Source organism: Streptomyces sp. NBC_00691 (assembly GCF_036226665.1).
Taxonomy (GTDB): Bacteria; Actinomycetota; Actinomycetes; order Streptomycetales; family Streptomycetaceae; genus Streptomyces.
In genome coordinates this window covers 1,681,863-1,697,964 of the sequence record NZ_CP109007.1, presented here as the reverse complement: position 1 = coordinate 1,697,964, position 16,102 = coordinate 1,681,863, and the positions used below count along the sequence as shown (strand labels likewise).

Genomic DNA, 16,102 nt, shown 5'->3' with positions numbered 1-16,102 from the left:
GCCGTGCATGATCCGTACGAGGTCGTTGGTCTCCGATGGCTCCCGGCTCCGCCGGCTGGCCCCGCTTGCTCTTCCCACCGCCTGGGGTGCGGTGGCCGTGGCATGGAAGTTCGGCTGTCCGCCGGTCCGGCAGCCGGGGCTGCCGATGAGGATCGCCACCAGCGTCGTCTTTCTCACCGTCGGCATCGGGCTGGTGCTGGGTCTGCGGCGCGGACTCGCCCGGGAGCTGGCGCTCGCGCGGGCCGTCGCCGTCGCCACCCAGCAGGTGCTGCTGCGCCCGCCGCCCGCCCGTCTCGACGGACTGACCCTGGCCGCAGGGCAGTTGTCCGCCTCCCGGGGTGCGTCCGTCGGCGGGGATCTGTACGAGGCGGTGGCCACCCCGTACGGGGTGCGGATCGTCATCGGGGACGTACGGGGGCACGGTCTCGCGGCGCTGGGAGCCGTGGTCGCCGTGCTCGGGAGTTTTCGTGAGGCCGCGCACGACGAGGCCGAGCTGGGCGGGGTGTTGCGGCGGCTGGAGCGCGCCCTGGAGCGGCATCTGCGGGAGCGGGCCCGGGACGAGCATCCGGCACGGTCCGGGACGGCGCCCGAGCATCCGGCGGCCGAGGAGTTCGTGACCCTGCTGCTCCTGGAGGTCCGGTCCGACGGGCGGCTGTCCGTGTTCAACTGCGGTCACCCCGGCCCGTACCGGCTCGGGCGGGCAGTGGAGCGCCTTCCGGTCGGAGAGCCGCTGCCGCCGCTCGGCGTACTGCCGCTGCCCGCCGTCCTCACGCCGTACACCGCGGCCCGGTTGACGCCCGGCGAGACGCTCGTCCTGCACACCGACGGCGCCGAGGAGGCCCGCGACCACCGGGGCCGGTTCTTCGCGCTCGACTCCGCGCTGGCCGGGTTGCGCGGCGCGGCGCCCGACGCGCTCGTCCGCGAGGTCCACACCGCCCTGCTGCACCACACGGGCGGGCGGCTCACCGACGACGTCGCCCTGCTCGTCGTGCGCGACGACCGCTTCCGGGTGCCGGCGCAGCCCGCCGAACCCGGGCTGCGCCGCCCCCGGCCCGCCCCCTCCTCCCGCTGTTGAGCGGAGGGGCCGGTACCGGTGTCGCCCGCCCCGCCACGGAGTGTCGGGCAGATCAGCGGAGCGGGCGACACGGACCGGGCGGCCGCACTGTTTGAGGGGGGAGCCGGCGGCCCGGTCTTCGCCTTGCGGCGAGAAGCACAGTCAAGCGGTACGGGGACGAGCACGGCAGAGTACGCGGACCGGAAGAACGGGTACTTCATTCACACCCCGTGCGAAATCACCCGTCGAGGGTGGGCGGCCGGTGACCGGGCGAGGTTCTCCGCAGTGGTTCGGTCCGTACGAATTCGGCCACCGCTACGCTGAGTTCACCGCGTTCGAGCCGAGCGGCCGGAGCGGACCGGAGCGACCGGAGCGGTCATGCAGCCCAACACCTTGCTCGACGCCCTGCTCGACGAAGCGGGCGTCTCGAACGCCGGCCTGGCCGCCCATGTGAACCGGGCCGGCCGGGCCAGGGGCCTCACCCTGCGCTACGAACACACCGCCGTGGCCCGCTGGTTGAAGGGTCAGCGGCCGCGCGGCCAGGTGCCCGACCTGATCTGCGAGGTGCTCGCCGCCCGGCTGCACCGGCAGGTGACCCTGGACGACATCGGCTTCGGGGCGCCCGAGGGGCCCGTGCTCGCGGTCGGTTCACCGCTCTCCGGGTTCGTGGAGCGGGCGGCCGCCCTGTGGCGCTCCGACGAGCAGCAGCGGCCGCACATAGTCGCCGCGCCCGCCGTGACCGGCACTCCGGCCGTGATGCCCGTATGGGAGTGGGAGAACCCGCCGGAGGACGCGGACGTCTCCCGGATCGGCCGGACGACGGTCTCCGCCGCCGACATCACCGTGCTGAGCGCCGCCCGGTCCCACTACGAGCAGATGTACCGGAAAGCCGGGGGCATCGCGACCCGCGCCCGTATCGTCGGCTTCCTCACCGCCGAGACGGCCCCGCTGCTGCGGGGCTCGTACAGCGACGCCCTCGGCCGCCGACTGCACCGCGCCACCGGCGGACTCGTCGCGGTGGCCGGCATCTGCGCGTACGACGCCGACGCGCACGGTCTCGCCCAGCGCTACTTCCACCAGGCCCTGCGGCTCGCGAAGGCGAGCGGGGACCGGGGGCTCGGTGCCTATGTGATCGCGCTCCTCGTCAACCAGTCGCTGTTCATGGGGGAGTACCGGCAGGCGGTGGCGTTCGCGGAGGCGGCGCTGCGGGCGGCCGGCCGGCAGATCACCCCGGCGCTCGCCGCCGATCTGACGGCGATGCAGGCGAAGGCGTACGCGCATCTGGGCGACGGGGCGGCCGCGTTGGCCTGCATCCGGCGGGCCGAGGCCGAGGCCGAGCGGATCAGCCCGGGGGACGAGCCGGCCGAGACCGGCTACGTCCAGCCGGGACTCGTCAACGTCCAGGTCGCCGAGGCCCTGCTCAGTCTGGGTGATCTCACCGCGGCGCACGAGCACGCGTCGTTGGCCGTCGGGGTGCCCTCGCACGACCGGGGCCGGGTGCACCGGCTCGCCATGCTGTGTCAGATCGAGCTGCGCCAGGGGGAGGCCGACGGGGCGGCGCGGACGGCCGTGGAGATGACCGAGCGAGCCCGGGGGATGGAGTCGCGGCGGCTGCGTGACCGGCTGCGGCAGGTGAGGGAGCACCTCCTGGCCAGCGGCGGAGGTGACGCCAGGGAGGCGGCGGCACTCATTGACGGGGCGTTGCGCGTTCCCCTGTGAGCCGCGAACTGCTGCGATATTGCCACCAAACAAGCACCGACCAGTCGGAAGGTGGCAAGAACGTGCAGTGGACGAAACTTAGCGAACGCTCTGTCTATGAGAATCGCTGGTTCCAGGTGAACCTGGCGGACGTCGAACTCCCGGACGGCCGCCACCTCGACCACTATCTGATCCGGCTCCGCCCGGTCGCCGTCGCGACGGCCGTCAACGAGGCCGACGAAGTACTGATGCTCTGGCGCCATCGCTTCATCACGGACAGCTGGGGCTGGGAACTGGCCGCCGGAGTCGTCGAGGACGGCGAGGCGATCGAGGCGGCCGCCGCCCGCGAGATGGAGGAGGAGACCGGCTGGCGGCCGGGGCCGCTGCGCCATCTCCTCACCGTCGAGCCGTCCAACGGCCTCACCGACGCCCGCCACCACCTCTACTGGGCGGAGACGGCCACCTACACCGGTCCGCCCGAGGACGCCTTCGAGTCCTCGCGGCGGGCCTGGGTGCCGCTGAAACAGGTCCCCGACATGATCGCCCGGGGCGAGATCCCCGCCGCGAACATGGCCGCCGGGCTGCTGATGCTCCACCATCTGCGGCTGGGCTGAGGCGGCGCGCCCGAGCCGGGGCGGCAACGCACCCGAGCTGAGGCGGCGCGCCCGAGCCGGGCCGGCCGGGCCGAGCTGAGCCCGCCCGTCCCGGAGACGTACGACATGCCGGACGGCCCGTACCTGTGCGTGTGTACGGGCCGTCCGGTGTCCTGAGGAGATCAGGCGTACGGGTAGAAGCCCGAGCCCGTCTTCCGGCCGAGCCGGCCCGCGTCCACCATGCGCTGGAGCAGCGGGGGAGCGGCGTACAGCGGCTCCTTGAACTCGGCGTACATGGAGTCGGCGATCGACGCGATCGTGTCGAGACCGATCAGGTCGGAGAGCTTCAGCGGGCCCATCGGGTGGGCGCAGCCGAACTCCATGCCGTTGTCGATGTCGTCGCGGCTCGCGATACCCGACTCGAACATCCGGATGGCGGAGAGCAGGTACGGCACGAGCAGCGCGTTGACCACGAAGCCGGAGCGGTCCTGCGCGCGGATCGCGTGCTTGCCGAGGGTCTTCTCCGCGAAGGCCTGGGCCCGGCTGATCGTGCCCTCGGAGGTGGTGAGGGCCGGGATCAGCTCGACGAGCTTCTGCACCGGGGCCGGGTTGAAGAAGTGGATGCCGATGACGTGGTCGGGGCGGGAGGTCGCCACGGCCAGCTTCACCAGCGGGATCGATGAGGTGTTCGAGGCCAGGATGGCGTCCGGCCGGGTCATCACCTGGTCGAGGACCTGGAAGATCTCGGTCTTGACCTGCTCGTTCTCCACGACCGCCTCGATGACGAGGTCACGGTCGGCGAACTCGCCCAGGTCGGTGGTGAAGCTGAGGCGGGCGAGCGTGGCGTCCCGCTCCTCCTCGCTGATCTTGCCGCGTTCGGCGGCCTTCGCCAGCGAGTTGTAGAGCCGTGTTCGGCCGAGCTCCAGCGCCTCGCCGGTGGTCTCGGCGACCTTCACCTCAAGGCCGCTCCGGGCACACACCTCTGCGATGCCCGCGCCCATCTGGCCGCAGCCCACCACTCCGACGCGCTCAATGTCGGCCATGGAGTCCGTCACCTCGTGCCTTTCGCTCTTCTCTGGCGGCGGGGGCCCGTGTGATTCCGGTGCGTCCGCCTCGACCCCACGACGTTACCGCTCATTAACCGATGATCGATCGTCCAGGGCGGGCATGCTGTCCACGCGGGTGTGACGTATCCGACATGGGAGGGGTACAAGTGCGGCCTATCGGCAGAAGAGGCTTCGTCGCGGGGACGGCCGCCGGGGCGGCGCGGGCAGCGGCGGGCGGGGCAGCGGTGCCGGGCGCGCCGACGGGGACGGACGCGGGGCCGGACCCGGGGACGGACGGGCGAGCGGCTGCCGGGACCGCACCGGAAGGGGCCGAGGGCCCTGCCGTCCGGTCCGGCTTCCGCGGTGTGTGGATCGCCACGGTCTTCAACCGCGACTGGCCCTCGCGGACCGGCCTGACCGCCGAGGCCCAGCGGGCCGAACTCCTCGCCCACCTGGACACCGCCGTCGAGCACCGGCTCAACGCCGTGGTCCTCCAGGTCCGGCCCGCGGCCGACGCGCTCTGGCCCTCGCCGTACGAACCGTGGACGGAGTTCCTCACCGGGACGCAGGGCCGCGATCCCGGCTGGGACCCGCTGGGCACGGCTGTCGAGGAGGCCCATGCGCGGGGGCTCGAACTGCACGCCTGGTTCAACCCGTACCGCGTGGCCCCGCACACGGATCCGAGCCGGCTCGTCGCCGGCCATCCGGCCCGGCTCCACCCCGAGTGGGTGCTGCCGTACGGCGGGAAGCTCTTCTACAACCCGGGGCTGCCCGAGGTCCGGCGGTTCGTCCAGGACGCGATGCTGGACGCGGTGCGGCGCTACGCGATCGACGCGGTGCACTGGGACGACTACTTCTATCCGTACCCGGTGGCGGGGGAGGTCTTCGAGGACGACGAGGCGTACGCGCGGTACGGCGCGGACTTCCCCGACAAGGCCTCCTGGCGGCGGAACAACATCGATCTGCTGGTCTCGGAGACGGCGGCCCGGATCAAGGCCGTCGCACCGGACGTGGCCTTCGGCATCAGCCCCTTCGGGGTCTGGCGGAACATCGCCCAGGACCCGGAGGGCTCGGACACCCGGGCCGGCGTCGCCACGTACGACGATCTCCACGCGGACACGCGGAAGTGGATCAGGGAGGGCTGGATCGACTACGTCATGCCGCAGCTGTACTGGCACATCGGGCTGCCCGCCGCCGACTACGCCACGCTGCTGTCCTGGTGGGACGCGGTGGTACGGGGCACCGGCGTCCGCCTCTACATCGGCGAGGCGCTCTACAAGGCGGGCGACCCCGCCCAGCCGGCCGCCTGGCGGGACCCGGGGGAGCTGTCACGGCACCTGGCGCTCGCCGCCGCCCGTCCGGCGGTCGGCGGTCACTGCTTCTTCGGGGCCCTGGACGTCGCGAAGGACCCGATCGGGGCGATGGCCACCGTGGTGGCGGATCACTACCCGACCGGGGTCCGGGCGCCGGGACGGGACTGACCCGGGGAGGGGATCAGCTCGCGCCCGCCTCGGGGTGGTGGCGTACGACGGTGTCGGGGCCGGGGGACATCAGGGCCTCGTGACCGTCGTCGTCGAACTTGACGCGGTACGGGGGCGTGCCGTTCTCCCCCAGTACCTGAAGGACCTCGGCCGTACGGTCGTGGTGACCGACGGTCCGGCCGTGCATCAGCAGTGTGTCGCCCACGTTCGCCTGCATCGGGGTGACCTCCTCGCGACCGCGCTCGTGCTGTTCGGGGCCTACGTCTGCCATTGTGGCGCGGATCGTCCCGATCCGCCGTGCCGGCCGCCGCCCGCTTCGGCCCCCGTGGCGCCGGCCTCCGCGGACGGCGTCCCGCCGGCCGTCGGCCGGAGTGCCCGCCCGGCGTCAGCTCTTCGCCCGCTGGGTGACCGCGATGCAGACGAGCACCGCCGCCGCCGCGATCGGGGCGGCGAGCGGCAGGGTCTCGCCGAGCAGCACCACCGACCAGACCAGGGTGAGGAGCGGCTGCGCGAGCTGGAGCTGGCTGGCCTTGGGGATGCCGATCGAAGCCATGCCCCGGTACCAGACGTACAGGCCGAAGAAGGTGGAACCGGCCGCGACCCAGACCAGGCCGATGACGCCGTGGGCGTTCAGGTGGACCGGCTCCAGGGACAGCGCCACGGCCGAGCCGGCCACCATCAGCGGCAGGCAGAGGATCAGGGCCCAGCCGATGACGTGCCAGCCCGGCATGAGCCGCGCGAGCCGGCCGCCCTCGGTGTAGCCGGCCGCGCAGACGAGGAGCGCGCCGAACAGGTACAGGTCGCCCTGCGACACGGCCCCGCCGCTCTGCTGGACCGTGAAGGCGAGCACGACGAACGCGCCCGACACGGCCGCGAACCAGAAGGTACGGGACGGTCGGCGCTTGGTCCGCACCGCGGCGAAGGTCGCCGTGGTGAGCGGCAGCAGGCCGACGACCACGGCGGCGTGCGAGGTGGTGGAGGTCTGCAGCGCCAGGGTCGTCAGGAGCGGGAAGCCGATGACGACTCCGCCGGCGACCACCGCGAGGCCCGCCCAGTGGCGCCGCTCCGGCAGCGGCACCCGGCCGACGAGGAGGAACGCGCCCGCGATGAGGGCGGCGAGGGTGGAGCGCACGGCCACGAGCGACCAGGGGCCGAAGCTCTCCAGGCCCCAGACGGTCGACGGGAAGGTGAGCGAGAAGGAGACCACGCCGAGGGCGGCGAGCAGGGTGCCGCGGGGGAGCGGGTCGGTACGGCCGCCGCTCGTGTCGGCGGTGGCGCGGGCGGCGGCCGTCGAGGCGGCGACGGGGCTTCCGGTGCCGGAGGCGACGACGCGGCTCCCCGTGCCGTCGGAGCTTCCCGCGATGCCGGTTCGGCCCGTGCCGCCGGTCCGGGTGCTGCCGGCCCTTTCCGTGCCGCCCGTGACGCCCGTCGTGGTGACCGCTATCGTCGTGGTGGCAGTAGCGCTATCCTGTGCTCTCATGAGTGAGCGTAGCAGTCTCGCGGAACTGGCGCAGTCCCTGAGGGTGGAGCTGAACCGCTACTCTCCCGGTGGAAAGCTGCCGTCGAGCCGTGCCCTCGTGGAGCGCTACCGGGTCTCCCCGGTCACCGTCACCCGGGCCCTCGCGCAGCTCGCCGCCGAGGGGCTCGTCGTCACCCGCCCCGGGGCCGGTGCGTTCCGTGCCGAGCCCCGCACCGCCACCCCCGCCACCGGCGACACCTCCTGGCAGGAGGTCGCCCTCAGTGCCGACGCCGCCACCGAACTGGTCCCCCGGGCCGTCGACGCCTCCGGCGTCCTCGTCACCCTGGCCGCCCCGCCGCCCGGCGTGGTCGAGTTCAACGGCGGCTACCTCCACCCCTCCCTGCAGCCGGAACGGGCCCTCGCCGCCGCCCTCGCCCGCGCCGGACGCCGACCCGGCGCCTGGGGCAGGCCGCCCACCGACGGACTGCCCGAGCTGCGCGAGTGGTTCGCCCGCGAGATCGGCGGCAGCGTCACCGCCGCCGACCTCCTCGTCACCGCCGGGGGCCAGTCCGCGATCACGACGGCCCTGCGGGCCCTCGCACCGCCCGGCAGCCCCGTCCTCGTCGAGTCGCCGACCTACCCGGGCATGCTCGCGGTCGCCCGTGCGGCCGGACTGCGCCCCGTCCCCGTGCCCGCCGACGCCGACGGGGTCCGGCCGGAGCTCCTCGAAGCCGCCTTCCGCGCCACCGGCGCCCGTGTCTTCGTCTGCCAGCCGCTCTTCCAGAACCCCACCGGGGCGGTGCTCGGCCCCGAGCGGCGCGGCGAGGTGCTCCGTATCGCCCGCGCCGCCGGAGCCTTCGTCGTCGAGGACGACTTCGCCCGCCGGCTCGTCCACGAGGACGCCCCGCCGCTCCCCGCGCCGCTCGCCGCAGAGGACCCCGACGGTGTCGTCGTCCATGTCTGCTCCCTCACCAAGGCCACCTCGCCGAGCCTGCGGGTCGGCGCCCTGGCCGCCCGCGGCCCCGTCCTGGAGCGCCTCCGTGCCATCCAGGTCGTCGACAGCTTCTTCGTCCCCCGGCCGCTCCAGGAGGCCGCGCTCGAACTCGTCGGCTCACCCGCCTGGCACCGCCATCTGCGGGCCGTCGCCCAGGAGCTCAAGAGCCGGCGGGACGTGCTGAGCGGCGCCCTCGCCACCCGGCTGCCGACGCTCGCCCTGCCGCACCTTCCGTACGGCGGCTACCACCTCTGGCTGCGTCTCCCGGACGGCGTCCCGGAGGCGGCCCTGCTCGCCGCCGCCCTGCGGGCCGGTGTCGCCGCGGCCCCCGGCCGCCCGTACTTCTGCGCGGAACCGCCCGCCGGGCACATCCGGCTGAGTTTCGCGGGTGTCGCGGGCCCCACGGAGATCGTGGAGGGCGTGCGCCGGCTGCGGGCGGCGGTCGACGAGATCGCCGTCTGAGCGCCCGGGGCGGGCCGGGCGGGGGGAGCGGTCGTCCGCCGCGGCGCCCCGGCGTGCCCGGGGCCGGGGCAAATTCACCTGACAAGCCCCGGTGTCACTGGAACGCTTCCGGTATGAGCGACAGTGCCACCACGGACACCCCCGTCATGCACGGGGCGTACGAGATCTCAGCCGACCCCGCGCGGATCGACGCCGCCCGGGTGCACCACTGGCTGTCCACGGACTCCTACTGGGCCCACGGCCGACCTCGGGAGAAGCAGGACCGGGCCATCGCCGGCTCGCTCAACCTCGGTGCGTACGACCGGGAGACGGGCGAGATGGCCGCCTACGCGCGCGTCGTCACCGACTACGCCACCTTCGCCTGGCTCTGCGACGTCTACGTCGACCGCCCGGCCCGCGGCACCGGCCTCGGCACGGCGCTCGTCGCCGCCGTCCGCGACCACCTCGCGCCGTACGGGCTGCGCCGCATCATGCTCGCCACGGCCGACGCGCACGGTGTGTACGAGAAGGTCGGTTTCACGCCACTACAGAATCCGGACAAGTGGATGGCTCTCGGGCAGCAGTGAACCCGAGCCCCTCCGGCCCCGTGGAATGACCCCTTGACCTGCGGAGCCTTCGGCCTCACGATCGCGCCCATGGGTCTTCGGGTGACGCTCGTCACGGCGGCACGCAGCTCCTCCCTGCTCGCCGAACGCTTCGACGACGACCGGCCGCTCGACGAGGCCGGCTGGTACGAGGTGCAGCAGGCCGCGCCCGCGCTCATCCCGCTCGGCGCGGCCGAGCTGCGCTACTGCTCCCCGACCCCGCGCAGCCGTGCCACCGGCACCGCCCTCGGCTACGCCCCCCTCGCCCAGCCCGCGCTCCGCGACTGCGACATGGGCCGCTGGCGCGGTCTGACCCTCGCCGAGGTCGCCGCCCTCGAACCGGCCGCCGTCGACGCCTGGCTCACCGACGCCCGCACCGCCCCGCACGGCGGCGAGCCCCTCCTCGCCTTCATCACCCGGATAGGGAACTGGCTCGACACCCGCCCGGCCGAGGACGGCGAGATCGTCGCCGTCGCCGAGCCCTCCGTCGTACGGGCCGCCCTCGTGTACGCCCTGAAGGCACCGCCCGCCACGTACTGGAACGTCGACGTCCGCCCCCTCTCGACCGTCACCCTCACCGGCCGCCCCGGGCTCTGGCACCTCCAGCTCGACGCGGCCCTGCGCTGAGCGCCGCCCCGCCCGCGCCGGCGGACGCGGCCCGCATCGACCGGCGCCGCAGGGCACGCCGACCGGCATCGACCGGCGCCGCCGGGCACGGGACGGGCTCCCGCAAGCCGCCGCCGCGCACGTGGCGGGGGGAGAGACCGCCCGCGACCGGCTAGCCTGAGAGCACGATGAACCGTTTGACCACGTCATGGGGCGCCTTCACGCTGACCCGCCATCCCGAGGACCCGCGCGACCAGCTGCGCGCCTGGGACGCGTCCGACGAGTACCTCCTGGGCCGACTGGCCGAGGACGGCACCGACCTGTCCGGCACCGTCGCCGTCCTCGGCGACCGCTGGGGAGCCCTCGTCACCGCACTCCAGGCCGCCGGCCCCGGAGAGCTCGTCCAGATCTCCGACTCGTACCTCGGCCGCCAGGCCACGCGCGCCAACCTCGCGCGCGCCGGTGCCGCCCCGGACGCGGTCCGGCTGCTCACCACCCAGGACCCGCCGCCCGAGCGGATCGACGTCCTCCTCGTCCGCGTCCCCAAGAGCCTCGCGCTCCTGGAGGACCAGCTGCACCGGCTCGCACCCGCCGTGCACGAGGGCACCGTGGTCGTCGGCACCGGCATGGTCAAGGAGATCCACACCTCCACCCTGCGGCTCTTCGAGCGGATCCTCGGGCCCACCCGCACCTCGCTCGCGGTGAAGAAGGCACGGCTGATCCACACGACGCCCGATCCGGCCGTCACCCCACGCCCCAACCCCTGGCCCCACCGGTACGACCTTCCGGCCGACACCCCCGCGCCGGGCCTTCCCGGTCTGACCGTCACCAACCACGCCGGGGTCTTCTGCGCCGACCGCCTCGACATCGGCACGCGCTTCCTCCTGGCGAACCTGCCGGGCGGCATCGGCCGGGTCCGCGTCGCCGACCTCGGCTGCGGCAACGGCGTGGTCGGCCTCGCCATCGCGCTGCACGAACCCGACGCGGAACTGATCTTCACCGACGAGTCGTACCAGGCGGTCGCCTCGGCGGAGGAGAACTTCCGTACGCACGTGGGCGACGGGCGCAAGGCCGAGTTCCTCGTCGGCGACGGGCTCGCCGACGTGCCCGACGGCTCGGTGGACCTGGTCCTCAACAACCCGCCGTTCCACACCCACCAGGCCACCACGGACCGCACGGCCCGCCGGATGTTCTCCGACGCGCGGCGCGCGCTGCGGCCGGGCGGCGAACTGTGGGTCATCGGCAACCGTCACCTCGGCTACCACGTCACCCTCCGCCGGATCTTCGGCAACAGTGAACTGGTCGCGAGCGACGCCAAGTTCGTGGTCCTGCGCGCGGTGCGCCAGGCCTAGGGGGTGTCCGGCGGGGGAGGGACCGAAAGGCCCCCGTCCCCGGTGGAACCCCACGACAGGGGCGCGGCCCGCCGGCCGCGCCCCTTCCTCATGCGCCCCAGGTGCGCGAGCACAGGACGAGCTGGTAGCCGTCGGGGTCCTCGACGGTCACGCCGTACTCGTCCCAGTACGGGTTGTGCGCGGCCACCCGCGTGCCGCCGGCGGCGAGCAGCCGCTCCACCTGCGCCTCCTCGACGGGCGCCCCCAGATAGACCACGAACAGGTCCTCGGCGGTCGGGGCCGGCTCCACGGGGTGCTCGGGTCACGGGTCAGCTCGAAGTGCCAACCGCCGCCCTCGGGGCCGACCATGAGCAGGTCGTGCTTGCCGGACACGCGCTCGGTGGTCCGCCACTGCACCTCCAGCCCGAGCCCGTCGACGTAGAACCGCTCGGCGGCGGCCAGATCCCGGGAGGGGCGGGCGACCCGTACGTGGGTCCGCGCATCGATGATCATGCGGTCAGACTAGGCGACCGTCATCGAACGGACCGCCGAGTCCGTCCGACCGCGCACCGGACTCTCGTCCCGTTCCCGTGCCTTCTCTCCGTCCCGCCCCATCATCCGTCGGAGAAGACCAGGTCCAGGGCGCGTACCCGGTCCTCTCCCGTGGTGACGGAGACGGTGACGATCCGGTCCCGGCGGAGGGCGAACGCCACGGCGGAGACGGGCCGTCCGCCGACGAAGGCGACCGCGCCGACGGCTCCGTCGACCAGCGCGGGCCGGGTCACGTCCGCGAACCGCGCGAACGCGGCCGCGCCCTCGGCGACGGCGGGCGCGCCGTGCACCGGGCCGTGCACCGGGCCGTGCGCGGAGTGGGCGACCACGTCCGGGTCGAGGACGGAGGCGAGCGTACGGGCGTCACGCGCGCGTGCGGCGGCCAGGAAGCGGGTCACCACCGCCCGTTGCCGTGCGACGCCCCCGTCGGTACGGGCCGTCCCGTGGCCCCGTACGCGCTCCCGGGCCCGCCGGGCCAGCCGGGCCGACTCCTCGGGGGAGTCGCCGGTGACGCGGGCGGTCTCGGACGACGGCAGCCCGAACACGTCGTGCAGCACATAGGCGAGCCGCTCCTGGGCTCCCAGCGAATCCAGGACGAGGAACAGCGCGAGCCAGACCTCCTCGCCCCCGCCTCCGGGCCGGTCCTCGGCCCCGCACCTGGCCTCGTCCTCGGGACCGCCCCCGGGCGGCCCGCCCCCGGGCCCGCCGCCGCCGGCCTCGCCGACCCGGCTCCCGCGGCCGGGGCCCTCGCCTGCCCGGGGCCCCTGGAGCCCCCGCACGCACGCGCGTGCGACCAGTGCCGTCAGCCAGGCCCGCACCGACGTCTCGTCGTCCCGTCCCAGCCCGGCCCGCACCGACACCAGCGCCTCCTCGGCACCGGCCTCCGAGCCCGTCATCCGCAGGGCCACGCGCCGCAGCCGCTCCTCGTGGGCGTCGAAACACCCGGTCAGGGCAGCCGGAAAGGTGTCGTCGTGCATGGCGCCTCACTCCTCATCGGTTCCGTCACCGCGTTGACGTGAGGCCCCACCAGGATGTGACAGCACCGGCCGCCCACGGCGGAGTCAGCGCCGTACGAGCGCCCGGGCCACGCTCCGGCGGACCTCGGCGAGCTCCGTGTCCACCTCCACGACCCTCGTCGGCGCGCACACGATCCCGGGCTCCACCCGCGCGCCCCGCGTCAGCCTCCGGTGGCGGAGGTGGGTCGGCGGATGTGTGGAGTCCACCTGGTGCCCGCGGCGCTCCGCGACCCGGCGCAGCCTCTCGTACTCCCGCTCGGGCACCGACGCCGCATGGGCGGCGAGGCGCTCCCACAGACCCTCCGCCGGATCGTCGCGGCGCGCGCCGCCGATCCGCGTCCGCGCCGCGACGGACTCCCTGGCGAGCTCGCCGGCGACGCCGTCGGCGATGAGGAGCCGGTCCATGAGCCCGGCCGCCGCGTCCGTGCCGGCCGCCCGTGCGGCGGCGGTGTCGGCGCGGTACTCGGCGCGCTGCGAGTCGTGCAGGGTCAGATGCTCCAGGAGGACGAGGAGGCCGTCGACGAGCAGCCGCGGCGGGGCGGTCACGACGTTCACGAACGTGTCCGTCAGGCTCTGCGCCTCCTGCGGGGCCAGGGTGTAGCGCCAGGTGTCGAGGGAGTGCAGGGCGCTCCGGACGAGGAGGGTGCGCCGGGTGTCCCCGTGGGAGTAGTGGCCGAACTCGTGGCCGAGGAGCGCGATGCGCTCCTGCGGGGTCAGGATCTCCCACAGGCCGAGACCGATGTGGAGCATCCGCCGCTGCCGGACGCCGTACGAGCTGACCGAGGCGTTGGCGTCGGCGTCGATCACCACGACGTCCACGCCCGTCGTGCCGACGCTCGCCGCGACCTCGTCGAGGAGGGCGAAGAGGCGGGGCGCGTCCGGCCTGCGCAGGACCGGCCGGTGTTCGTCGGCCTTCGGGAGGCGGGCGAACCGAGGCCGCAGCACGAGTGCGAGGCCGATGCCCAGGGCCCCGAAGGCGGGGAGCAGGTTCTCGCCCCAGCCCGCGACGATCAGCCACAGGCCGCCCACCAGCAGCGCGAGGGTCACGCCGTGCACCCCCGCGGCGAGTCCCGCGGCGAGGCCGCCTGCCGTGCCGCGGCGCTTTCCACCCCCTCCGGACGCGCCGGCCGCCCCGGACGCCGCGGGCGGTCCGGACTCCCCGTGCTCCTCGAATTCCGTCAGCTCCGCCAGGAGTTGCTCCCCGCCCCGCTGGGCCAGTCGCCGCCGCAGCCGCTCGACGCGTCCCGGCGGCTGCTCGTCCGGCACCTCGGGGTCCACGTTCCAGTCGCAGGCCGCGCACCAGCTGACGTACCGCCCGCCGTCCGCCACCGGGGCGCCGCACTCTGGGCAGTCCCGTATCGCCGTCGCGACAGCGTGTGCCGTCTCTGTCATCCCGTACTCCCCCCGGGCAGGCCGCTCTTCATGGCTCCGCCCTGTTCTGATCATGCCGTCCCCGCAAGCGGAGCACCGCGCATTATTTCCGCAGGGAGCGCGGGGAGGGCAAGGGGCCCGGGAATCGGAAAGGCCGGCTCGACGCGGGGGACGTCGAGCCGGCCTTCCGGGGGTGTCGAGCGCGTGGTGCTCGACGGGGGTGGTGCGGTCGGGAGGGAGGGACTAGTCGGTGCCGAACTCCATCGCGGCGCGGTCCAGCATCTCGTCCTCGTCGGTGGCCTCGCCGCGGGACGCGATGGCCTCCGCGCCGCCCTCGGGAAGCTCCGTCAGGGTGCCGATGAGCCCGGTCGCGGCTGCCTGGGCGGCGCCGATCGCGGGGCTGCCGGTGCCGAGCAGGCCGAGGCCCGCGTACTGCTCCAGCTTGGCGCGCGAGTCGGCGATGTCGAGGTTCCGCATGGTCAGCTGACCGATCCGGTCCACCGGCCCGAAGGCCGAGTCCTCGGTGCGCTCCATGGAGAGCTTGTCCGGGTGGTAGCTGAACGCCGGACCCGTGGTGTCGAGGATCGAGTAGTCCTCGCCGCGCCGCAGTCGCAGCGTCACCTCGCCGGTGACGGCGGCGCCGACCCAGCGCTGGAGCGACTCGCGGACCATCAGCGCCTGCGGGTCCAGCCACCGGCCCTCGTACATCAGCCGGCCGAGACGCCGTCCCTCGTTGTGGTACTGGGCGAGGGTGTCCTCGTTGTGGATGGCGTTGACCAGCCGCTCGTACGCCGCGTGCAGCAGGGCCATGCCGGGCGCCTCGTAGATGCCGCGGCTCTTGGCCTCGATGATCCGGTTCTCGATCTGGTCCGACATGCCCATGCCGTGGCGGCCGCCGATGGCGTTGGCCTCCATGACGAGGTCGACGGCGGAGGCGAACTCCTTGCCGTTGATGGACACGGGCCGGCCCTGCGCGAAGCCGATCGTGACGTCCTCGGTGTCGATCTCGACCGACGGGTCCCAGAAGCGGACGCCCATGATCGGCTCGACGGTCTCCACGCCGGTGTCGAGGTGCTCCAGCGTCTTGGCCTCGTGGGTGGCGCCCCAGATGTTGGCGTCGGTGGAGTACGCCTTCTCCGTGCTGTCGCGGTACGGCAGCTGGTGGGCGACCAGCCACTCCGACATCTCCTTGCGGCCGCCGAGCTCCGTCACGAAGTCCGCGTCCAGCCAGGGCTTGTAGATCCGCAGGTGCGGGTTGGCGAGCAGGCCGTAGCGGTAGAACCGCTCGATGTCGTTGCCCTTGAAGGTCGAGCCGTCGCCCCAGATCTGGACGTTGTCCTCGAGCATCGCCCGCACGAGGAGGGTGCCGGTGACCGCCCGGCCGAGGGGCGTGGTGTTGAAGTAGGCGCGGCCGCCGGAGCGGATGTGGAACGCCCCGCAGGTGAGTGCGGCAAGACCCTCCTCGACCAGCGCGGCGCGGCAGTCGACCAGGCGCGCGATCTCGGCACCGTAGGTCTTGGCGCGGCCGGGCACCGAGGCGATGTCGGGCTCGTCGTACTGACCGATGTCGGCGGTGTAGGTGCAGGGGATGGCGCCCTTGTCGCGCATCCATGCGACCGCGACGGAGGTGTCGAGGCCGCCGGAGAAGGCGATGCCGACGCGCTCGCCGGCGGGCAGGGAGGTGAGGACCTTGGACATAGGAAGAGTATGCATCATCTCGCATGGTCATGCAAAGAGGGTTGCTGAACGAGCGTGGAGTGGCCCCCTCCGGCGCCGCGCGCACGATCAGCATGCGGGGCGGTGGTGTCCGGCGCATCCGGTCGTGGACCGGGGCGGTCTCGCCAGGCTCCCGCTC

The 16,102-nt window shown here is 73.8% G+C and carries 14 protein-coding genes and 1 pseudogene; 8 read left to right on the top strand and 7 right to left on the bottom strand.

Annotation, left to right across the window (positions count from 1 at the left end):
• Positions 1-7 precede the first annotated feature (7 nt).
• The 3 genes from OG392_RS07555 to OG392_RS07545 all read left to right on the top strand — a co-directional run bounded on the left by OG392_RS07555 (position 8) and on the right by OG392_RS07545 (position 3,366).
• The gene (locus tag OG392_RS07555) at positions 8-1,075 is read left to right on the top strand and encodes a PP2C family protein-serine/threonine phosphatase (RefSeq protein WP_329276887.1); all 1,068 of its coding nucleotides are present in this window, start codon (positions 8-10) and stop codon (positions 1,073-1,075) included.
• 357 nt (positions 1,076-1,432) lie between these two features.
• Positions 1,433-2,773 carry a transcriptional regulator gene (locus OG392_RS07550; RefSeq protein ID WP_329276886.1) on the top strand — a complete coding sequence of 447 codons (1,341 nt, stop codon included), beginning with the start codon at positions 1,433-1,435 and terminating at the stop codon, positions 2,771-2,773.
• A gap of 62 nt (positions 2,774-2,835) precedes the next feature.
• Positions 2,836-3,366 (top strand): NUDIX domain-containing protein, encoded by a 531-nt coding sequence (locus OG392_RS07545; RefSeq protein ID WP_329276884.1) that lies wholly within the window; start codon positions 2,836-2,838, stop codon positions 3,364-3,366.
• Positions 3,367-3,527: 161 nt separating this feature from the next.
• Here the strand turns inward: OG392_RS07545 and OG392_RS07540 are convergent, their stop codons facing one another.
• Positions 3,528-4,388 carry a 3-hydroxybutyryl-CoA dehydrogenase gene (locus OG392_RS07540; protein WP_329276882.1) on the bottom strand — a complete coding sequence of 287 codons (861 nt, stop codon included), beginning with the start codon at positions 4,386-4,388 and terminating at the stop codon, positions 3,528-3,530.
• Positions 4,389-4,558: 170 nt separating this feature from the next.
• Between OG392_RS07540 and OG392_RS07535 the strand changes: the two genes are divergently transcribed.
• The gene (locus tag OG392_RS07535; RefSeq protein WP_443054700.1) at positions 4,559-5,872 is read left to right on the top strand and encodes a glycoside hydrolase family 10 protein; all 1,314 of its coding nucleotides are present in this window, start codon (positions 4,559-4,561) and stop codon (positions 5,870-5,872) included.
• Positions 5,873-5,885: 13 nt separating this feature from the next.
• On the opposite strand, the gene OG392_RS07530 is transcribed toward OG392_RS07535, so the two are convergent.
• The gene (locus OG392_RS07530) at positions 5,886-6,089 is read right to left on the bottom strand and encodes a DUF1918 domain-containing protein (RefSeq protein ID WP_329287115.1); all 204 of its coding nucleotides are present in this window, start codon (positions 6,087-6,089) and stop codon (positions 5,886-5,888) included.
• 168 nt (positions 6,090-6,257) lie between these two features.
• On the bottom strand, positions 6,258-7,352 hold the full coding sequence (locus OG392_RS07525; protein ID WP_329276877.1) for a DMT family transporter: 1,095 nt from the start codon (positions 7,350-7,352) through the stop codon (positions 6,258-6,260).
• Here OG392_RS07525 and OG392_RS07520 point away from each other — a divergent pair.
• The 4 genes from OG392_RS07520 (at position 7,351) to OG392_RS07505 (ending at position 11,329) form a co-directional block, all read left to right on the top strand.
• Positions 7,351-8,787, top strand: a complete 1,437-nt coding sequence (locus OG392_RS07520; RefSeq protein WP_329276875.1) for an aminotransferase-like domain-containing protein — start codon at positions 7,351-7,353, stop codon at positions 8,785-8,787. The genes OG392_RS07525 and OG392_RS07520 overlap by 2 nt on opposite strands.
• A gap of 113 nt (positions 8,788-8,900) precedes the next feature.
• Positions 8,901-9,353: a GNAT family N-acetyltransferase gene (locus OG392_RS07515; protein ID WP_329276873.1), complete on the top strand. Its 453-nt coding sequence runs from the start codon at positions 8,901-8,903 to the stop codon at positions 9,351-9,353.
• 69 nt (positions 9,354-9,422) lie between these two features.
• Positions 9,423-9,998, top strand: a complete 576-nt coding sequence (locus OG392_RS07510) for a histidine phosphatase family protein (protein WP_319318199.1) — start codon at positions 9,423-9,425, stop codon at positions 9,996-9,998.
• 167 nt (positions 9,999-10,165) lie between these two features.
• A complete protein-coding gene (locus OG392_RS07505) occupies positions 10,166-11,329 on the top strand; it encodes a methyltransferase (protein ID WP_329276869.1) in 1,164 nt (387 codons plus the stop codon).
• An 88-nt stretch (positions 11,330-11,417) separates the two neighbouring features.
• On the opposite strand, the pseudogene OG392_RS07500 reads toward OG392_RS07505, so the two are convergent.
• The 4 genes and pseudogenes from OG392_RS07500 to argG all read right to left on the bottom strand — a co-directional run bounded on the left by OG392_RS07500 (position 11,418) and on the right by argG (position 15,945).
• Positions 11,418-11,821 (bottom strand): annotated as a pseudogene (locus tag OG392_RS07500) (VOC family protein).
• A gap of 101 nt (positions 11,822-11,922) precedes the next feature.
• The gene (locus OG392_RS07495; protein WP_329276867.1) at positions 11,923-12,837 is read right to left on the bottom strand and encodes an RNA polymerase subunit sigma-70; all 915 of its coding nucleotides are present in this window, start codon (positions 12,835-12,837) and stop codon (positions 11,923-11,925) included.
• A gap of 84 nt (positions 12,838-12,921) precedes the next feature.
• Entirely contained in the window at positions 12,922-14,268 is a 1,347-nt protein-coding gene (locus OG392_RS07490; protein ID WP_329276865.1) for a M48 family metallopeptidase, read from the bottom strand.
• 222 nt (positions 14,269-14,490) lie between these two features.
• Positions 14,491-15,945: an argininosuccinate synthase gene (gene argG / locus OG392_RS07485; RefSeq protein WP_329276863.1), complete on the bottom strand. Its 1,455-nt coding sequence runs from the start codon at positions 15,943-15,945 to the stop codon at positions 14,491-14,493.
• Between the last annotated feature and the right edge of the window lie 157 nt (positions 15,946-16,102).